The organism is Bradyrhizobium sp. SZCCHNS30572 (assembly GCF_032484415.1).
Lineage (GTDB): Bacteria > Pseudomonadota > Alphaproteobacteria > Rhizobiales > Xanthobacteraceae > Bradyrhizobium.
On the sequence record NZ_JAUESY010000001.1, the window covers coordinates 204,578 to 221,947 of the forward strand.

16 protein-coding genes are annotated in these 17,370 nt (G+C 64.7%); 11 read left to right on the top strand and 5 right to left on the bottom strand.

Annotated features, from left to right (window positions below; translation table 11 throughout):
- Window positions 1-31 precede the first annotated feature (31 nt).
- Window positions 32-1,204, bottom strand: coding sequence for an acetyl-CoA C-acetyltransferase (locus QX048_RS00880; protein WP_315825929.1), 1,173 nt, complete (start codon window positions 1,202-1,204; stop codon window positions 32-34).
- Window positions 1,205-1,342: 138 nt separating this feature from the next.
- On the opposite strand from QX048_RS00880, the gene QX048_RS00885 reads away from it, so the two are divergent.
- The 8 genes from QX048_RS00885 (at window position 1,343) to QX048_RS00920 (ending at window position 10,574) form a co-directional block, all read left to right on the top strand.
- The gene (locus QX048_RS00885) at window positions 1,343-2,002 is read left to right on the top strand and encodes a TetR family transcriptional regulator (protein WP_315825930.1); all 660 of its coding nucleotides are present in this window, start codon (window positions 1,343-1,345) and stop codon (window positions 2,000-2,002) included.
- An 82-nt stretch (window positions 2,003-2,084) separates the two neighbouring features.
- Window positions 2,085-2,843, top strand: a complete 759-nt coding sequence (locus tag QX048_RS00890; RefSeq protein WP_315825931.1) for an SDR family NAD(P)-dependent oxidoreductase — start codon at window positions 2,085-2,087, stop codon at window positions 2,841-2,843.
- 154 nt (window positions 2,844-2,997) lie between these two features.
- Window positions 2,998-3,804 (top strand): enoyl-CoA hydratase/isomerase family protein, encoded by an 807-nt coding sequence (locus tag QX048_RS00895; protein WP_316169560.1) that lies wholly within the window; start codon window positions 2,998-3,000, stop codon window positions 3,802-3,804.
- A gap of 41 nt (window positions 3,805-3,845) precedes the next feature.
- Window positions 3,846-5,714, top strand: coding sequence for an AMP-binding protein (locus tag QX048_RS00900; protein ID WP_315825933.1), 1,869 nt, complete (start codon window positions 3,846-3,848; stop codon window positions 5,712-5,714).
- Window positions 5,715-5,849: 135 nt separating this feature from the next.
- Entirely contained in the window at window positions 5,850-6,977 is a 1,128-nt protein-coding gene (locus tag QX048_RS00905; RefSeq protein ID WP_315825934.1) for an acyl-CoA dehydrogenase family protein, read from the top strand.
- A 156-nt stretch (window positions 6,978-7,133) separates the two neighbouring features.
- Window positions 7,134-8,378 carry an acyl-CoA dehydrogenase gene (locus tag QX048_RS00910; RefSeq protein ID WP_315825935.1) on the top strand — a complete coding sequence of 415 codons (1,245 nt, stop codon included), beginning with the start codon at window positions 7,134-7,136 and terminating at the stop codon, window positions 8,376-8,378.
- Window positions 8,379-8,501: 123 nt separating this feature from the next.
- On the top strand, window positions 8,502-9,749 hold the full coding sequence (locus QX048_RS00915) for an acyl-CoA dehydrogenase (protein ID WP_315825936.1): 1,248 nt from the start codon (window positions 8,502-8,504) through the stop codon (window positions 9,747-9,749).
- A gap of 177 nt (window positions 9,750-9,926) precedes the next feature.
- Window positions 9,927-10,574 carry a nitroreductase gene (locus tag QX048_RS00920; RefSeq protein ID WP_315714360.1) on the top strand — a complete coding sequence of 216 codons (648 nt, stop codon included), beginning with the start codon at window positions 9,927-9,929 and terminating at the stop codon, window positions 10,572-10,574.
- A 633-nt stretch (window positions 10,575-11,207) separates the two neighbouring features.
- On the opposite strand, the gene QX048_RS00925 is transcribed toward QX048_RS00920, so the two are convergent.
- The 4 genes from QX048_RS00925 to QX048_RS00940 form a co-directional block, all read right to left on the bottom strand.
- The gene (locus tag QX048_RS00925) at window positions 11,208-11,891 is read right to left on the bottom strand and encodes an acyl-homoserine-lactone synthase (protein WP_315713741.1); all 684 of its coding nucleotides are present in this window, start codon (window positions 11,889-11,891) and stop codon (window positions 11,208-11,210) included.
- 82 nt (window positions 11,892-11,973) lie between these two features.
- Window positions 11,974-12,708, bottom strand: a complete 735-nt coding sequence (locus tag QX048_RS00930) for a LuxR family transcriptional regulator (protein ID WP_315713742.1) — start codon at window positions 12,706-12,708, stop codon at window positions 11,974-11,976.
- Window positions 12,709-12,865: 157 nt separating this feature from the next.
- Window positions 12,866-13,660 carry an enoyl-CoA hydratase/isomerase family protein gene (locus tag QX048_RS00935; protein WP_315825937.1) on the bottom strand — a complete coding sequence of 265 codons (795 nt, stop codon included), beginning with the start codon at window positions 13,658-13,660 and terminating at the stop codon, window positions 12,866-12,868.
- Window positions 13,657-14,769, bottom strand: a complete 1,113-nt coding sequence (locus QX048_RS00940) for a cyclic nucleotide-gated ion channel (RefSeq protein WP_315825938.1) — start codon at window positions 14,767-14,769, stop codon at window positions 13,657-13,659. Before QX048_RS00940 ends, QX048_RS00935 begins: the two co-directional genes overlap by 4 nt.
- A 294-nt stretch (window positions 14,770-15,063) precedes the next feature.
- Here QX048_RS00940 and QX048_RS00945 point away from each other — a divergent pair, with 294 nt between their 5' ends.
- From QX048_RS00945 to QX048_RS00955, 3 genes are all read left to right on the top strand, one after another.
- Entirely contained in the window at window positions 15,064-15,732 is a 669-nt protein-coding gene (locus tag QX048_RS00945) for a cyclic nucleotide-binding domain-containing protein (RefSeq protein ID WP_315713745.1), read from the top strand.
- Between the two features lie 20 nt (window positions 15,733-15,752).
- Window positions 15,753-16,634 (top strand): DUF6537 domain-containing protein, encoded by an 882-nt coding sequence (locus tag QX048_RS00950; RefSeq protein WP_315825939.1) that lies wholly within the window; start codon window positions 15,753-15,755, stop codon window positions 16,632-16,634.
- A gap of 306 nt (window positions 16,635-16,940) precedes the next feature.
- On the top strand, window positions 16,941-17,291 hold the full coding sequence (locus tag QX048_RS00955; RefSeq protein ID WP_315714361.1) for a DUF3307 domain-containing protein: 351 nt from the start codon (window positions 16,941-16,943) through the stop codon (window positions 17,289-17,291).
- Window positions 17,292-17,370: the final 79 nt, after the last annotated feature.

The window sequence follows — 17,370 nt, forward strand, 5'->3', positions numbered from 1 at the left end:
TATTCACCACTCGCCATTCGCTATTCGCTTCCTACAGCCTTTCCACGATCGTCACGTTGGCCATGCCGCCGCCTTCGCACATCGTCTGTAACCCATAGCGCTTGTTGCGGGCCTTCAGCGCATGCAGCAGCGTGGTCATCAGCTTGGTGCCGGAGCCGCCGAGCGGATGGCCGAGCGCGATCGCGCCGCCATTGACGTTGAGGCGGTTCGGATCGGCGCCGATGGTCTTCAGCCAGGCGGTCGGCACGGAAGCGAACGCCTCGTTGACCTCATAGAGATCGATCTCGTCGATCGACATGCCGGCCTTCTGCAGCGCGCGCTGCGTCGCCGGGAGCGGCGCCTCCAGCATGATGACGGGGTCGCCGCCCATCATGGTCATGTGATGGACGCGGGCCAGCGGCTTGACGCCGAGCGACTTCAGGCCGCGCTCGTTGACGACCATGACGCCGGACGCGCCGTCGCAGATCTGGCTGGCCGTGGCCGCCGTCAGCTTGCCGTTCTCGGCGATCAGCTTGACGCTCTTGATGCCGTCGAGGCTGACGTCGAAGCGGATGCCCTCGTCGATGTGGTGGGTGTCGGTCGAGCCGTCGGCACGGGTGATCTCGAGCGGGATGATCTCGTCCTTGAAGTGGCCTGCCTGCGTGGCGGCAATCGCGCGCTGATGGCTGTTATAGGCATATTCGTCGAGTTCATCCTTGGAGAGACCGTACTTCTCCGCCATCATTTCCGCGCCGGTGAACTGGCTGAACTGGATGTTCGGATAGCGGCTCTCGATGCCAGGGCTCTTGTAGTGCCCGAAGCCGTTCTTCGCCGGAAGCGTGGAGGAGAGACCCATCGGCACCCGGGTCATCGACTCCACGCCGGCGGCGATCACGACATCCATCGCGCCCGACATCACTGCCTGCGCGGCGAAATGCAGCGCCTGCTGCGACGAGCCGCACTGCCGGTCGATCGAGGTGCCCGGCACGCTCTCCGGCAGCTTCGAGGCCATCACCGCATTGCGCGCGATGTTGTTCGATTGCTCGCCGGTTTGCATCACGCAGCCCATGATCACGTCCTCGACCTGGTCCGGCGCGGCGCCGGAGCGATCGACCAGCGCGTCCAGCACCTTCGCCGCGAGGTCGGCCGGATGCCAGCCGGCCAGCCGTCCTCCCTTGCGGCCGCCGGCCGTGCGTGCGGCCGCGACGATGTAGGCTTCCGCCATGACGTATCCTCCCTAGACTTGGTGTTCGTGATTGGCGGCGATTTAAATGCCCGATCGAGCGTTAGTCAATCGATCAATTAACTCTTGAGATCAACTCCGGCTTCGGCTTATCTGCCTCGATCAAGCGCGAGACATGTCTTGGGACCTCAGCTTCACAACAGCGTGCCAGAGAAACTTCCCGCGGGGCGGAATGCGACGGCGGAGAAGCTGCTGGACGCCGCCAGCGAGCTGATGATCGCGAGGTCCTCGATCGAAATCTCGCTCAGCGACATCGCGCAGAAGTCCGGCTCTAATGCAGCGCTGGTGAAATATCATTTCGGCAACAAGGACGGCCTGCTGCTGGCGCTGCTCGCCCGCGACGCGGCGACCGAGGTGGCCAATCTCGAATATCTCCTGGCGCAGCCGCTGCCGCCGACGGCGAAGCTGAAGCTGCACATCAGCGGCATCATCCGCGCCTATCACCGGTTTCCCTACATGAACCGGCTGATCCATTATCTGCTGCATGAGAGCAGCGCGGAGGCGGCCGACGAAGTGTCGAAGTTCTTCGTGGCGCCGCTGCTCGATTTCCATCGCCGGCTCATCGAGGAGGGCGTCGCCAGGGGCGAGTTTCGCGCCGTCGATCCGGTGCTGTTCTACACCAGCCTGATCGGCGCCTGCGATCACCTGTTCTTCGGCCGCCACGCGATGTCGCGCGCGATCGGCGTCGGCCCGGTCACCGATGATGTCTGCCGTCAGTACATCGCCCATATGGAGGCGCTGATCTGCGGTGGAATATTGAAACGGGCGAGTGGCGAATAGGGAGTCGCGAATGTGGGAAGCCTCTATTCGCTACTCCCTATTCGCTATTCGCAAGCAAAAACGTCTAGGGAGGAAACCTGACATGCAGTTGAACAACGTTGCCGTTCTCATCACCGGCGGTGGCTCGGGTCTCGGCGCAGCTACGGCGCGCGCCATGGCGGCCAAGGGGGCCAAGGTGGCCGTGCTCGATCAGAGCCTGGAAAACGCCGAGAAGATCGCCGCCGAGATCAAGGGCGTCGCGCTGCATGCCGACGTCACCAATGAGGATCAGGTCAAGGCCGGCCTCGCCAAGGCCGAGGCGGCCCACGGCATCGCCCGCGTGCTGGTGAATTGCGCCGGCATCGGCGGCTCGCAGCGCATCGTCGGCAAGGACGGCGTCTATCCGCTCGCCAAGTTCGCGCGCATCATCAACGTCAACCTGATCGGCACCTTCAACGTGCTGCGGCTGTTTGCCGAGCGCCTCGTCACCGCCGAGCCGGTCGGCGAGGAGCGTGGCGTCATCATCAACACCGCCAGCGTCGCGGCCTATGAAGGCCAGATCGGCCAGATCGCCTATTCGGCCTCGAAGGGCGGCGTCGTCGGCCTGACCCTGCCCGCTGCGCGCGATCTCGCCAGCCAGAAAATCCGCGTCAACACCATCGCGCCCGGCCTGTTCCTGACACCGCTGCTGATGGGACTGAACGAAGAAGCGCGCAAGAGCCTGGGCGCCCAGGTGCCGCATCCGGCCCGGCTCGGCGACGCCTCCGAGTACGGTAACCTCGCCGTCCACATCGTCGAGAACCCGATGCTGAACGGCGAAACCATCCGCCTCGACGGCGCCATCCGCATGGCCCCGCGCTGACGGCAACCTCCGCCGTCGTCCCCGCGAACGCGGGGACCCATACTCCGCGGCGTCTGTGATAGGCAGACTGGCAGACGCCGCACTCTTACCAATCAAGCCGGTGGCTATGGATCCCGGCGTTCGCCGGGATGACACTGAGGGTGGAGCGCGCGCCATGTCCCAACCGCTGCTGATCGAACACGACAATGGCGTCGACCGGGTGACGCTCAATCGCCCCGAGAGCCTGAACGCGCTCGACCCGGCGCTGATCGACGCGCTCAACGCTTATTTCGAAAGCCTGCAGCGCAATCGCACCACGCGAGTCGTCGTGCTCAAGGGTGCCGGCAAGAACTTCTGCGCGGGGCTCGATCTGAAGGCCGCGATGCAGCGGCGCGGCGGCGTCAATGAGCCGCCCAGCGTGACCGAGTCGCTGGACTCGCAGCGCCGCATCGCCGACATCGTGATGTTGATGCGGCGTTGCCCGCAGCCGATCATTGCGCTGGTGCAGGGCGCAGCCGCCGGCGGCGGCTTTGCGTTGGCGCTCGCGGCCGATATCCGCATCGCCAGCCGCTCGGCGCGGATGAACTGTGCCTTCATCAAGCTTGGCTTAGGGGGCTGCGACATCGGCACCAGCTATTTCTTGCCGCGCCTCGTCGGCGTCTCCGTCGCATCGGAGCTGATCCTCACCGGCCGCTTCATCGGAGCCGAGCGCGCGCTCATGGTCGGGCTGGTGTCGGAAATCGTCGAGGACGATATGCTCGAGGGCGCGGCTGCGCCCTTCGTCGATGCGATGATGACGGCCTCGCCGGTCGGACTTCGACTCTCAAAGGAATGTCTCAACATGAGCGTCGATGCGTCGTCGATCGAAGCCGTCATCGCGATGGAAGATCGCAACCAGGTGCTGTGCAGCCGCTCGGAGGATTTCAAGGAGGGCATTCAAGCCTTCCTCGAGAAGCGCAAGCCGGTCTATACCAACCGCTAGATATCAAGATCCGCAAAGGACGATATTTCGGGAGACGCAAAATGGACGGGACGGCAGCGAAGGTGTTGGAGAAGCCGGCATTCCGCAAGGTCAACTGGCTGGCGCGCGACATCGATATCGAGAGACGCGGTGACGGCGTCATCGTCATCAAATCGCGCATTCCGCTGCAGGCCTATGAGCCGCATTTGGCGGCGCCGCTCGCCCGCTGGGCCAAGGAGGCGCCGACGCGGACCTGGCTCGCGCAACGCAGCGGAGCCGAGCGGCAATGGCGCAAGCTGTCCTATGCCGAGGCCAAGCGCACCGTCGATGGGCTGACGCAGGGCCTGCTCGATTTGAAGCTGGACGGCCGCCCCGTCGCGATCCTCTCCGGCAATTCGATCGAGCATGCGCTCATCACCATGGCCGCGATGCAGGCCCGTTCGCCGGCCGCTCCGGTGTCGCCGGCCTATTCCCTGATGAGCCACGATCATCTCAAGCTCAAATATCTGTTCGGCCTCGTGAAGCCGGGCGTGGTCATGGTGCAGGACGGCCCGACCTTCGAGAAGGCGCTCAAGGCGCTCGATCTCGACGGCGTCACCGTCGTTCATGTCGCGCGTCCGTGCGAGGGCATTGCGAGCATCAGCTTCGCTGATCTCGCCGCGACGCCGGTCACCGGCGCGGTCGACGCGTCGATTGCGCAGATCACACCGGACACGGTCGGCAAGCTCCTGTTCACCTCCGGCTCGACCGGCATGCCCAAGGCGGTCATCAACACCCAGCGCATGATGTGCGCCAATGCGGCGATGATGATGCAGACGCGGCCGCGCGGGCCTGATGCGCCGATCTCGACGGTGCTCGACTGGATGCCATGGAATCACACCATGGGCGGCAATGCGCTGTTCAATCCGCTCTTGATCGAGGGCGGCACGCTCTACATCGACGACGGCCGGCCGATGCCCGGCATGTTCGACGAGACCATCCGGAACCTGCGCGAGGTGTCGCCGACCTATTACGCCAATGTGCCCGCCGGCTATGCGGCGCTGGCGGCGGCGATGGAGAAGGATGATGCGCTGTGTCGCTCCTTCTTCAAGGATCTGGGCATCATGGCCTATGGCGGCGCGCGGCTGCCGGACGATCTGTACGAGCGCATGCAGGCGCTGGCGGTCAAGACCACCGGCGAGCGCATCGTGTTCTACACCGGATGGGGCTCGACCGAGACCGCGCCGACCTCGACCGGCACCTATTGGAACACGGAGCGGGTCGGGCTCATCGGCCTGCCGTTCCCCGGCGTCGAGCTGAAGATGGTGCCGACCGGCGACAAATACGAGCTGCGCCTGCGCGGCATCAACGTGATGCCCGGCTATTTCGGCCAGCCCGAGCTGACGAAGAAGGCGTTCGACGAGGAAGGGTTCTACTGCATCGGCGATGCCGGCGTGTTCGTCGATCCCAATGACCCGGCGCAAGGCATCATCTTCGCCGGCCGCGTGGTCGAGGATTTCAAGCTCACGACAGGCACCTTCGTCCATGTCGGCTCGCTTCGCACCGATGCGATCGCAGCCGCAACGCCGGCGATCCACGATGCACTGGTGACCGGGCAGGACCGCGAATATGTCGGTCTCCTGGCCTGGCCCAATCTGCACGCCTGCCGCCAGTTGGTCGGCGATCCCAACGCGACGTTCGAGGACGTGGTGAAGCATCCGGCCGTCATCGACCGCGTCCGCCGTGGTCTCGAAGCCCATAATAAAGAGTGCGAGGGCGCGACCAGCCGGCGCATCGGCCGCGCCATGCTGATGGTCGAGCCGCCCTCGATCGACGGCCATGAGCTGACCGACAAGGGCTACATCAACCAGCGCGCCGGTCTCGAACGCCGTGCCGCGCTGGTCGAGCGGCTCTACGCGGCCGAGCCCGACAGCGACGTGATCGTGCTGTGACGACGCATTTTGAAACCGTCATTCCGGGGCACTCGCGAAGCGAGTGAACCCGGAATCCAGAGATAAATCAGATCGAGATTCCGGGTTCGATGCTGCGCATCGCCCCGGAATGACGATCAGGAAGCAGGTGAGGCCATGAACTTCGATTTCTCCGACGACCAGAAGCAGTTGCGGGACCAGGCGCGGAAATTCCTCGCCGAGAAGTGTCCGCCCAAGGCGGTGCGCGTCGTGCTCGATGGCAAGGAGCCGTATGACCGAGCGCTGTGGAAAGGCTTCGCCGAGATGGGCTTCCTCGGCGTCGCCATTCCTGAGGAGTACGGCGGCGCGGGCGCCGGTCATCTCGAGCTCTGCGTGATCGCCGAAGAGGTCGGCCGCGCGCTGGCGCCGGTGCCGTTCTCGTCGACCGTGTATCTTGCCGCGGAGGCCCTGATGCTGGCCGGCAGCGATGCGCAGAAGCAGGCCTGGCTGCCGAAGATCGCCAATGGCGAGGCGATCGGCACCTTGGCGTTGTTCGAGGGCACCGGCAATCCGTCGCCCAAAGCGATCAAGTGTGAGGCCGCCAACGGCGTGCTCAACGGCACCAAGAAGCCGGTCGCCGACGGCGCCATCGCCGATCTCATCATCGTTGCCGCGCGTACCGGCTCGACCGGCCGCGACGGCGACATCTCGCTGTTCCTGGTCGACCCCAAGGCGGGTGGCGTCGAAGCCAAGGCGCTGACCAATCTCGATCCGACGCGCGGCCAGGCCGAGCTCACCTTCAAGAACTGCAAGGCGGAGCCGCTCGGCGCCGCCGGCGAGGGTTGGAGCATCATCACCCAGGTGCTCGATCGCGCCGCGGTGCTGACGGCGTTCGAGCAGGTTGGCGGCTCCGACCGCGCGCTGGAGATGGGCCGCGACTACGCGCTCGACCGGATCGCCTTTGGCCGTCCGATCGGCTCGTTCCAGGCGGTCAAGCACATGCTGGCCGACATGTACGTCTCGGCGACCTTGGCGCGCTCCAACTCCTATTATGGCGCCTGGGCGCTCTCGACTAATGCGCCGGAATTGCCGGAGGCCGCGGCCTCAGCGCGCATCAGCGCGACGCAAGCCTTTCAACACTGCGCCAAGAACAACATCCAGGTCCATGGCGGCATGGGCTTCACCTGGGAGTTCGACTGTCACATGTACTACCGACGCGCCAACGCGCTCGCGCTCGGCCTCGGCAGCCTCTCTTACTGGGAAGACCAACTGATCGACCGCATGCGCAAGCGCAATGCGGCGTGACCCAAGCCCGTCATTCCGGGGCGCTCGCGCGCGACAAAATGACCATGCCATTTTGCGCGGAGTGAGCGAACCCGGAATCTCGAGATGACTCACCTCTGGATTCCGGATCGACCCGCGTTGCGGGTCGTCCGGAATGACGATCTGAAAGGAATTCTCATGAACTTCGATGACACTCCGCAGGAGGCCGCGTTTCGCGCCGAGGCGCGCGCGTGGATCGCCGCCAATGCGCCGAAGCAGTACGAGGACGAACTGCGCGCGTCCTCGCTTGGCCGCACCGCGCTGAAGAACGCCAGCATTCTCGACGTCGCCAAGGCCTGGCAGAAGAAGAAGGCCGAGGCCGGCTGGGCCTGCTTGCACTGGCCAAAGGAATATGGCGGTCGCGGGTCCTCACCCATCGAGCGCGTGATCTGGCAGCAGGAGGAGGGGCCCTACGGCAAGCTGTCCGGCATGTTCATCATCGGCCACGGCATGTGCGGCCCGACGATGATGGCCTATGCCTCCGAGCAGCATAAGAGAGAGTATCTGCCGCCGCTGGCCTCGGGCGAGAAGGTGTGGTGCCAGCTGTTCTCCGAGCCGGCCGGTGGCTCCGACGTCGCCGGCCTGCGCACCCGCGCCGAGAAGCGCGGCGACGACTGGGTGATCAACGGCCAGAAGATCTGGACCTCGGGCGCGCATTATTCCGACTACGGCATCCTGCTGACGCGTACCGATCCGACGGTGCCGAAGCACAAGGGCCTCACCATGTTCTTCCTGGACATGAAGAGCCCGGGTGTCGAGGTCCGGCCGATCAAGCAGGCGAGCGGGCACTCGGATTTCAACGAGGTCTATTTCACTGACGTCGTGATCCCGGACTCGCAGCGTCTCGGCGCGGTCAATGACGGCTGGAACGTCGCGCTCACCACCTTGATGAACGAACGCATGTCGATCGGCGCCGGCGTCGCCACCGGCTTCCCGGAGCTGTTCGACTTCTGCTCCAACCTGATGCTGGACGATCGTCCCGCGATCGAGGACCGCAACGTGCGCTCGAAGCTCGCGAGTTGGGCGGTGAAGGCGAGCGGGCTGAAATACACCAGCATCCGCGCCATCTCGGCGCTGTCGAAGGGCGAGCGGCCGGGACCTGAGAACTCGATCGGTAAACTGGTCGCAGGACCGATGATCCAGGACGTCGCGACCTACGCGCTCGACCTGCAGGGCGCCGCCGGCGTGCTCAGCGGTCCCGAGGCCGAGCTCGCCGGAAAATTCCAGGCGATGCTGCTGCGCGCGCCCGGCACCCGCGTCGAAGGCGGCACCGACGAGATCATGCGCAACATCATCGCGGAGCGCGTGCTGGGTCTTCCTGGCGACATCCGCGTCGACAAGGACCTTCCGTTCAACCAGGTTCCGACCAAGGGACGAAGCTAACAAGTGCAGTCGTAGGGCGGGTTAGCGCAGCGTAACCCGCCGCTAGCTCGTACAACGCTGATCAAGTGGCGGGTTACGCCTTCGGCCAACCCCCGCCCTACGCATATCAAGTGAGGGTCAGGCATGAACTTTGACGACACCCCGCAGGAAGCCGCTTTTCGCGACACCGCGCGCGCTTGGATCGCGGCCAACGCGCCGAGGGAGCTGGAGGAGGAGCTCGCGAGCTCCTCGCTCGGCCGCATCCGGCTCAAGCACGCCGACATCGTCGAGGTCGGCAAGGCCTGGCAGAAGAAGAAATCCGATGCCGGCTGGGCCTGCCTGCACTGGCCGAAGGAGTATGGCGGCCGCGGCGCGACGCCGATCGAGCGGGTGATCTGGCAGCAGGAGGAGGGCGTCTATGGCAAGCTGACGCAGCCGTTCCAGATCGGCGAGGGCATGTGCGGCCCGACCGTGATGGCCTATGGCAGCGAAGAGCACAAGCGGCGCTATCTGCCGAAGCTCGCTTCCGGCGAGGAGATCTGGTGCCAGCTGTTCTCCGAGCCCGCCGGCGGCTCCGATGTCGCTGGCCTGCGCACCCGCGCCGAGAAGCGCGGCGACGACTGGCTCATCAACGGCCAGAAGATCTGGACGTCGGGGGCGCACTACTCGGATTACGGCCTGCTGATCACGCGCACCGATCCCAACGTGCCCAAGCACAAGGGCCTGACGATGTTCTTCCTGGACATGAAGAGCCCGGGCGTCGAGGTCCGCCCGATCAAGCAGGCCAACGGCATGCAGGAGTTCAACGAGGTCTATTTCACCGACGTCGTGATCCCGGACTCGCAGCGCCTTGGCGCGGTCGGCGACGGCTGGAACGTGTCGCTGACCACCTTGATGAACGAGCGCATGTCGATCGGCGCGCGGCTCGCCACCGGCTTCCCGGAGATGTTCGAGTTCTGCGCCAATCTGATGACCGAGAGCGGACTCGCCATCGACGATCGCGCCACGCGCTCGAAACTGGCGTCGTGGGCGGTCAAGGCCAGCGGGCTGAAATACACGAGCTACCGCGCGATCTCGGCGCTGTCCAAGGGCGAGCGGCCGGGACCGGAGAACTCGATCGGCAAGCTGGTCGCCGGCGTCATGCTGCAGGATATCGCAACCTACGCGATGGATCTCGAAGGCGGCGCCGGCGTGCTGACCGGCGCGGACGAGGCGGTGACGCAGGGCCAGTTTCAGCAGATGCTGCTGACCTCGCCCTCGATGCGCATCGCCGGCGGCACCGACGAGATCCTGCGCAACATCATCGCCGAGCGCGTGCTCGGTCTGCCCGGTGACATCCGGGTCGACAAGGACGTGCCGTTCAACAAGGTGCCGACCAAGGGGCGCAGCTGATCCGGGCATCACGACGGCCGTCTTCCGGGGTCGGTCGCTGTGGCGACCGGTCCGGAAAGACGGGGTGTGGAGGGCGAGCACAAAGCGAGCGTCGCCGGTCGAACTGTACGGAAGGTTGTCATGTCATCTGCGGCGCCAAAGTCAGAGCAGGATCCCATCACCATTCTCGAAGAGCTGATGGCCGCGCGCTTCTCCTGCCGCAGGTTCCGGCCCGAGCCCGTGCCGCGCGCGACCATCGAGCGCATCCTGACGGCGGCGCAGAAAACTGCGTCCTGGTGCAACAGCCAGCCGTGGCGTGTCGAGATCACCTCTGGTGCGGCGACCGAGGCTTTCCGGAAGGTGATGTATGCGGCGGCCTCCAGCGGCAAGGCGGCGTCGGGCGACTTTCCTTTCCCGCGCGAATACACCGGCGTTTATCTGGAACGGCGGCGCGAGAGCGGTTTCCAGCTCTACAACGCGCTCGACATCCCGCGCGGCGACAAGGCGGGTTATGCCCGGCAGGCGCTGGAGAACTACAATTTCTTCGGCGCGCCGCATGTGGCGGTCATCCACAGCGACGAGGCGCTCGGCACCTATGGCGCGATCGATTGCGGCGGCTACGTCACGAGCTTCATGCTGGCGGCGCAGGCGCTCGGCATTGCCACCGTGCCGCAGGCGGCGCTCGCGTTTCACTCCGACGTGGTGCGGCAGCACTTCGGGCTTGGCGCCGACCGCAAGGTGGTCTGCGGCATCTCGTTCGGTTGTCCCGATCTCGGTGACAAGGCCAACTCCTACCGCACCGGCCGCGCCACGGTCGCCGAAACGGTCCGCTTTCACGACGAATGACTTCCCGTCCGTAGGTCGTACGCGCGTATTTGTTGCCGGCGGAGTTCCGTTATCCGGGACTCCGGAGGGGGCGAGATGCCCCACGAGTCCATTTTTGTAAACCGAGTTTGCTGAACAGGGAGCAGCTCCGGCGGCGGCGCCATGATTTTGCCGAGGTGTCGTCCACGTTCGGCGAGCGCGTTTCGGCAACGATGCTCGTGCTCTCCTGTCCGACCTTCACATCGAAAGCCGCCCTGAAATCAACAGTTTGTGTCTGCGATGCACCAGTCGAGACGCGCCGCTGCAGGACCGGACGTGTTGCGAGAGTCGGTGCAGGAGCGCTAATGGCTGCTGTTGGTCGAATTGGGCGCGCACTTTTCCTTCAGCTCGTGGGCTTCAAGCAATGATATTGACAAAATTCTCTCTAACATTTTGAGTTGCATCGCCCGAGCGTCAACGATGCAAAATTGCAGACGCTCGATGATCTTCTCGATTGAAGGTTCAGTCACGGCTCAAAACCTGAAGTGTCAGCGATGGATTCCATGAACACGCCGTCCAACCTTTATGCCCTCGAGGTGGACGAGGCGACGCTCCTTGGTCACCGCCTCTTGAAGGCTTTCCATAAGCTCAGGCTGAAGCGGCACAGGGAACAGATCATTGCGCTGGCTGAGCGGCTGGTGGAAGATGAAGAAAGATATCCGGCAGGGCCTGGCGGCTGACGTCTTCGAGCCCCTGCCACGTGAGGGTTGGCCGCGTCAGGCCGATCTGCTCGCAGAGTGACTTCCATGTCGTTTCATCGCAGTCGACGAGCACGGCCATCACCGACATCCCGTCCATCATGTGAGGTACGCCGAGCGGCCGCGCCTTCCAGCCGCACTTCTCGAACCGCGGCAGCCACCAGGTTTCGAGCACGATCGAAAAGCCGGTCAACCCGATCGAGATGCCGTACTCCATGATTGCGGTGAGCAGCAGCATGTCGATCCGCGGGCCGGCATGCTCGCCGCGGCGCTCCGGGATCACGAAGATGCGCGACAGTTCGTAGACGTCGGGGCGCTGGATCGGGCCGCGCAGATTCAGATACGGGAAGATGTCGCTCATCAGCGTCGGCAACTGCGTCGGCACCGCGCGCATCGAGCCGATCAACTGGCCGTTGTCGATGCAGAACAGATAGACCGAATCCTCGGTGTCGAACTGATCGATCTCGCGCCCGTCGGGACGATCGAGTGCCATCCACTTGCGTTGCTTGACGTAGATCTCGTGGCGCAGCCGGTAATACGGATCGAAATATTTCTCGTACAGAGCGCGATTATCTTTTCGAACGACATGAATCTCAGGCATCGAAACCCCCGGTCGTCTGAATCAAATTGGGGTTTGCAGATTGCCGATGCGCTCGAATTGATCCAGTGGGAGAAACGACAGATCAGATCGAGATCTCGCCGTTGACAAGAGCGGTCGCAACCGTCGCCGTCTTGTTCTTGGTTGCTAGCTTGCGCTGTGCTTCTTCCAGATGCCACCGGACGTTGCGTTCGGAGACACCGAGGATGCGCGCCGTCTCCCACGCGGTCTTGCCGCGCGCCGCCCAGCCCAGCACCTCGGCCTCGATTCGCGACAGGCGCCGGCTCTGGTTGCTCGCGGCGGAGCGCGCCAGTGCGCGAAGCCTGCTGTGCGTGAAGATGCTGATCAGGTGCAGCGCGCCCCGCGCATCGGGAGCGAGATTCGGATTTTCGCCTGCAATGCTGACGGCGCCCACGGCATCGTCGTAGTGGATGGGAACGCAGAAGCCTTCGTTCAATCGGAAGTCCTTCGCGCGCGTCATCACCTCGTGCGCGCCGGGCTCGTCCTCGCGGTCATAGGGAGCCTCCGACCACGCAAATGGATTCAATGTCGAGATGCAGTGCCGCGGAATCGGATCGCAGCGGTGAAACTGCTCGCGCGCATACATGTCGAACCATTCCCGCGGCCAGCCGTTGGCGAGAATGGTTTGCTGCAGCGATTGGCCCGAGGTCGGCACGCCGGCCATGATGTAGGCGTGAAAGCCCAGGTTGCTGATCATCTTCTCGAACTGGGAGAGCACGCTCGCGCTGGTCTTCGACGCTTCGATCGCATCGACGTACTCCAGAGCTCGTCGTCCCCAATACGCGTCCATCACTTGCATGTGAAAGTCTCCGCCCGTGGTTCAAGCTAGCCACGGACAAAAGGCTGTCAACCGCAAATTGGAGATTCAGGTCGATAGTTCGTTGAGCGTGTGTCAGAACACCGGCTGGATACAGACGTTTGCATGCAAAATTTATCAGTTCGGGGCGCGGCTGCGCTCAGAATTTCGGCGTTCTCTTCTCTGCAAACGATTTCATGCCTTCCTGGATTTCGGCGCCGCTCATGCTGTCCCGATGCCTGCGACGAGCCGCCGCATCGTCGAGGGCTCCGCGTGCAAACTCGTTGATGGCGCGCTTCATGCCGCGCATGGCCTGCGGGGCGTTGCCGGCCAGAATGGCCGCCAGCCGGTCGACCTCCGCGTCGAGCGCATCGGCCGTCGCCACGCCGGTGAGATAGCCGATGCGCAGCATCTCGGCCGCGTCGATCTTCTCCGCCGTCAGGAACAGACGCTTGGCATTGTCGATACCAAGGCGGGACACGTAGCGCTTGATGCCATTCGGGTAGTAGTGCAGCCCGAGCCGCGCTGCCGGCATGAACATCTCGCTGGTATCGACCCCGATCCGGAAATCGCAGGCCAGCGCCAGATCGGTCGAGCCGCCATAGACCCCGCCGTTGAGCCGGCAGATCGTCGGCAGCGCGAGGTCCTCCAGCCGGTCGACGACCTCCTCGAATGCCGGGGTGGAAGCCTCGGCCGTATCCGCCGGCGTTGCGCCGATGGCGCCAAGGTCGAAGCCGGCGCTGAACGCCCGCCCGGTGCCGGTCAGGACCAGCACGCGCAAGGCGGCGTTGGCCTCGACCCGGTCGAACAGCGCCAGCAGCTCGCCGAGATCCTCCGGCTGGAGCCGGTTGAGATGCTGCGGACGATTGAGCCGAATGGTGGCGCGTGCGCCGTCGATGGTCAGGAGCGGCATGCTCGGCGCGTCATCGGCCTGGGTGGTCCGTCCTGTCGTCATGTCCTGTTCTCCATGGTTCGGCGCCTGGCCTCGGCGTCGATGCTCTGCGCCAGATCGGGGTGGCGTGCCATCAGCACGCGGAAATCGACGAGGTCGAGGACCAGCAGCTTCGACAGTCCGGTCGTGCTGATGTCGGCCGAACGCAGGTTGTTCCCGAGCAGCGCCATCTCGCCGAAGAACGCGCCCTCGCCGAGCCGGACCTTCTTGCCGGGAAGGTCGACCTCGACCTCGCCGGCGGCGATGAAATACATGCAGTCCCCCGGCTCGCCCTTGCGGATCACGGTGGCGCGCGGCGGCAGGTCGATGGTGCGCAGCATCTGCGCGACGTCGGCGATCGTGGCGGGCCCGAGGCTGGCGAAGAACGGTACCCTGCTGACCGATTCCCAGGTCTTCAGAAAGTTGTCGCGCCGGGTTTCCGCGGCGAAGCCGGTCGCCAGGATGCCGGTCCATAGGCCGAACACGCCGAGGCCGGAGATCATCACCGTGGCGGCGACCACCCGCCCGAGCGGCGTGATCGGCACCACGTCGCCATAGCCCGTGGTGGTGAGGGTCACGACGGCCCACCATAGCGCGGAGGGGATGGTGCCGAAGGTGGCCGGCTGCTCGTCATGTTCGAGCGCGTATTCGGCGACCGATCCGAGAAACAGCACCAGCAGGAACAGCACCAGCACCGACAGCAGCGGGCGTGCTTCGACCACGAGCACCCGGCGGAGCTGGCGCAGGCCAGGCACGCCGGGGATCACCTTGAGCACCCAGATGACCGCCAGCAGCCACGCGGTACGTGACTCCATGCCCGAGACCAGCGCAACCGGCACGGCGAGGGCGGAGAGCGTGTCCAGCAGTCCCCGGCCCGACATCAGGTAGGCGGCGGCGCGATGCGCCCGCACGGCCTGCTGAACCCGAGCGGCCCATTCGACGACGAAAAAGACAAGGCATCCCCACAGCAGGGCGATGATCCAGCGCCCCCCGGCCTCGTAGGCGGGGTCCATCGTCAACAACACCATGGCGCTCATGCCGAGCGCCACGGCCACATAGGCCGCTCTGGTCATGTTGCGTCCGGTCAGCGCGGTGACGAATGCCGCCAGGGCAGGGTGCTGCGGTTTGGTCATTGCGGGCGGGCGTCAGTCGCTGATCTCAGAGCCGCAGGAGATCGCGGCGGCGTCAAGGTGCCCCGATCGGGGGAATCCCGTCAACGATGCGGGTGGATCGGTTTTGCAGCGTCATCCGGCAGGTCCAACCGTTCTACTTCGAGCGGGGAATTTTTCCGTACCGGCTCAAATACCGGTTCAAACGTCGTCTGTTCGCCGTATATCAGAGGTCGGCATGGACACGCTAAATTAGGCAAAAGGAGGCTCGGAACCGAGCCTCCGCCCTCCTGCGTCCCAAGAGTCTGGTTGATCCCGATGGATACCTCACACCTGGTCGAACATGCGGGCGCCGCCGGCAGCCTCTTCGCCTCGATCTTCGTGGTCGCCACGCTGTCGATGCGGACGATGATTCCGCTGCGGGTATTCGCCATCCTCACCAATATCGTCCTGATCGCGACCGCGGTGCCGATGCACAACTACCCGGTCCTGATCCTGCACGGGGTGCTGCTGCCGCTCAACAGCTACCGGCTCCACCAGATGCTGCAGCTGGTCCGCGACGTGAAGCAGTCGGTCAACAGCGACCTCTCCATGGAATGGCTGAAGCCGTTCATGACCGAGCGCAAATGCGGTCCAGGCGAGGTGCTGTTCTACAAGGACGAGAAGGCCGACAGCATGTACTACATCGTCAGTGGCCGCTTCCGCCTGGTCGAATCCGGTATCGAGCTGCCGGTCGGTGCGATCGTCGGCGAGTTCGGCATGATCTCGCCGTCCAATACGCGCACACAGACGCTGGAATGCGTCGAGGGCGGTCTGATCCTGTCGGTCTCCTACGACCAGGTCGAGCAGCTCTACGTCCAGAACCCCGCCTTCGCCTTCTACTTCCTGCGCCTCGCCAGCGCCCGGCTGTTCCAGAACATCGAAACGCTCGAGCGGCGGCTGGCGCAACAGACCACCGCGCCGGCGCCCGTCGCCAAGCCGGCGTGATCCGGGGAGCCTGAAGCCCAGTGGAAAGCGTCCGGTCCTCGCTGCGATATCTGTTCGCCGACGTCATCGGCGTCGACGATGGCGAGCCGCCTTTTCTGCCTCAGGGCCTTCCTGACGCCGCCGTGCCGGCGGTGAGCGATGGCATCCATCTGCTGATGGAGTATCAGGGCGCGAGCTACGCGCAGCTCTATGTCGATCGCATCAAGCGGTTCGTGCGCAGATCGAACGTCGATGCCGGCATGCTGTCTCAGATCGCGCAGCTGCTGGCCGCCCGCATGGCCTACGAGGATCCGATCCGGATCGCCCAGCTCAGATTGATCAGCCTCGACATGGGGAAGCGCCCGGGGGGACGCGAGAGCGACGACGTCAGGAGGTTTCGCCTCGACGAGCTGATCGGTGCGCTGCCGCAAGCCGTGGCGGAATCGTTGCTGGCAGCCTTCGAGCAGATCGGCTGGTTAGGTCGGCGCCGGGTCAAGGTCCGCTTTTCGGTCCGATCGCGGTTGGCCATTCGCCGCCTCAAGCTGATGGCCGGCCTGCGGCGCTGGCGGCTGCAGTCGGTGCGCTATGGCGAGGAGCGCGCCTGGGCCGAGCGGTGGCTGCACATGATCGCGCGCGCGCTGGACAAGCAGCCTGCGGCGGCACCCGCCGTGATCGCGACGGCGACCATGATCCAGGGGCAGGGCGACGGCTACCGGCAGGGTCTCGCTGATTGGCATGCCATCATCGATGGCCTGGCCAAGCCCACCTTCGATGGCGTCCTGCCGATCTCGGATCTCGCCTCCGCCATCGCCGAGGCGCGCGCCGTTGCGCTGGCAGAGCCGGGACAGGGGGCGCTGAAGCGGACCATCGCGCAGATCCGGGCGAGGGCGCTCTCAGTGCCGAAAACCAACGCCGCGGAATGACGCCGCCGCAGCGACGGTTGCCGCCGGATGCGCCGCGGCGTGGGTAACCTTACCCCCGGCGGGATTGCCGCGAAGGGTAGCAAGGTGCGATTTGAAGTTCCCTTTCGCGTGCAATTCGCTACCGGAGATGTCATAAGCGTCGCATACGCGTCGAATTGGCCGGGTATTCTCATCAGATTGCGCTGAACGCCTCCAGTTCCCCGTGCGTCCAAGGGTTGGTTCCAAGGGTTAGTCGTAGCGAGAGCGTCAGCTTTGTCTTTTCCCTCTTTGTCGTCGCAGGTTCCGGTTGGTGCGCTGGTCGGCTGGATGCTGCTGCTGACCTTCAAGCACATCATTGGCGACTTCGTGCTGCAGAACGCCTGGATGGCCTATGGCAAGGACCAGCGGAAGGGCTGGGCGCTGCCGCTGCTGGTGCACTGCCTGATCCATCTCGCCGTCGCCATGGTCCTGATCTTGATCGTCGCGCCGAGATTCTGGTTCGTCGCCGTGATCGACTTCGCCATTCACATCACGATCGATCGCATCAAGGGCATCTGCTCGTCGCGGTTCGGCATGAACACCGAGCACCCCTGGTTCTGGACCCTGATCGGCGTCGACCAGGCGCTGCATCACCTCACCGGATTCGGGCTCTCGATCTTCATGGCCGCAAACGGCTGAGCGTTCGGCCGCGGTGCGTCGCGGCGAAGCCGCACCGACCGCGGCAGTCCCGTGTCAAGCCGGGGGTGGGACGACCGTT

Bases quoted from the DNA above. Each gene is read 5' to 3' on its own strand.
- QX048_RS00880 (WP_315825929.1), bottom strand. From the start codon at position 1,204: ATGGCGGAAGCCTACATCGTCGCGGCCGCACGCACGGCCGGCGGCCGC.
- QX048_RS00890 (WP_315825931.1), top strand. From the start codon at position 2,085: ATGCAGTTGAACAACGTTGCCGTTCTCATCACCGGCGGTGGCTCGGGT.
- QX048_RS00895 (WP_316169560.1), top strand. From the start codon at position 2,998: ATGTCCCAACCGCTGCTGATCGAACACGACAATGGCGTCGACCGGGTG.
- QX048_RS00900 (WP_315825933.1), top strand. From the start codon at position 3,846: ATGGACGGGACGGCAGCGAAGGTGTTGGAGAAGCCGGCATTCCGCAAG.
- QX048_RS00905 (WP_315825934.1), top strand. From the start codon at position 5,850: ATGAACTTCGATTTCTCCGACGACCAGAAGCAGTTGCGGGACCAGGCG.
- QX048_RS00910 (WP_315825935.1), top strand. From the start codon at position 7,134: ATGAACTTCGATGACACTCCGCAGGAGGCCGCGTTTCGCGCCGAGGCG.
- QX048_RS00915 (WP_315825936.1), top strand. From the start codon at position 8,502: ATGAACTTTGACGACACCCCGCAGGAAGCCGCTTTTCGCGACACCGCG.
- QX048_RS00920 (WP_315714360.1), top strand. From the start codon at position 9,927: ATGGCCGCGCGCTTCTCCTGCCGCAGGTTCCGGCCCGAGCCCGTGCCG.
- QX048_RS00925 (WP_315713741.1), bottom strand. From the start codon at position 11,891: ATGCCTGAGATTCATGTCGTTCGAAAAGATAATCGCGCTCTGTACGAG.
- QX048_RS00930 (WP_315713742.1), bottom strand. From the start codon at position 12,708: ATGCAAGTGATGGACGCGTATTGGGGACGACGAGCTCTGGAGTACGTC.
- QX048_RS00935 (WP_315825937.1), bottom strand. From the start codon at position 13,660: ATGACGACAGGACGGACCACCCAGGCCGATGACGCGCCGAGCATGCCG.
- QX048_RS00940 (WP_315825938.1), bottom strand. From the start codon at position 14,769: ATGACCAAACCGCAGCACCCTGCCCTGGCGGCATTCGTCACCGCGCTG.
- QX048_RS00945 (WP_315713745.1), top strand. From the start codon at position 15,064: ATGGATACCTCACACCTGGTCGAACATGCGGGCGCCGCCGGCAGCCTC.
- QX048_RS00955 (WP_315714361.1), top strand. From the start codon at position 16,941: ATGCTGCTGCTGACCTTCAAGCACATCATTGGCGACTTCGTGCTGCAG.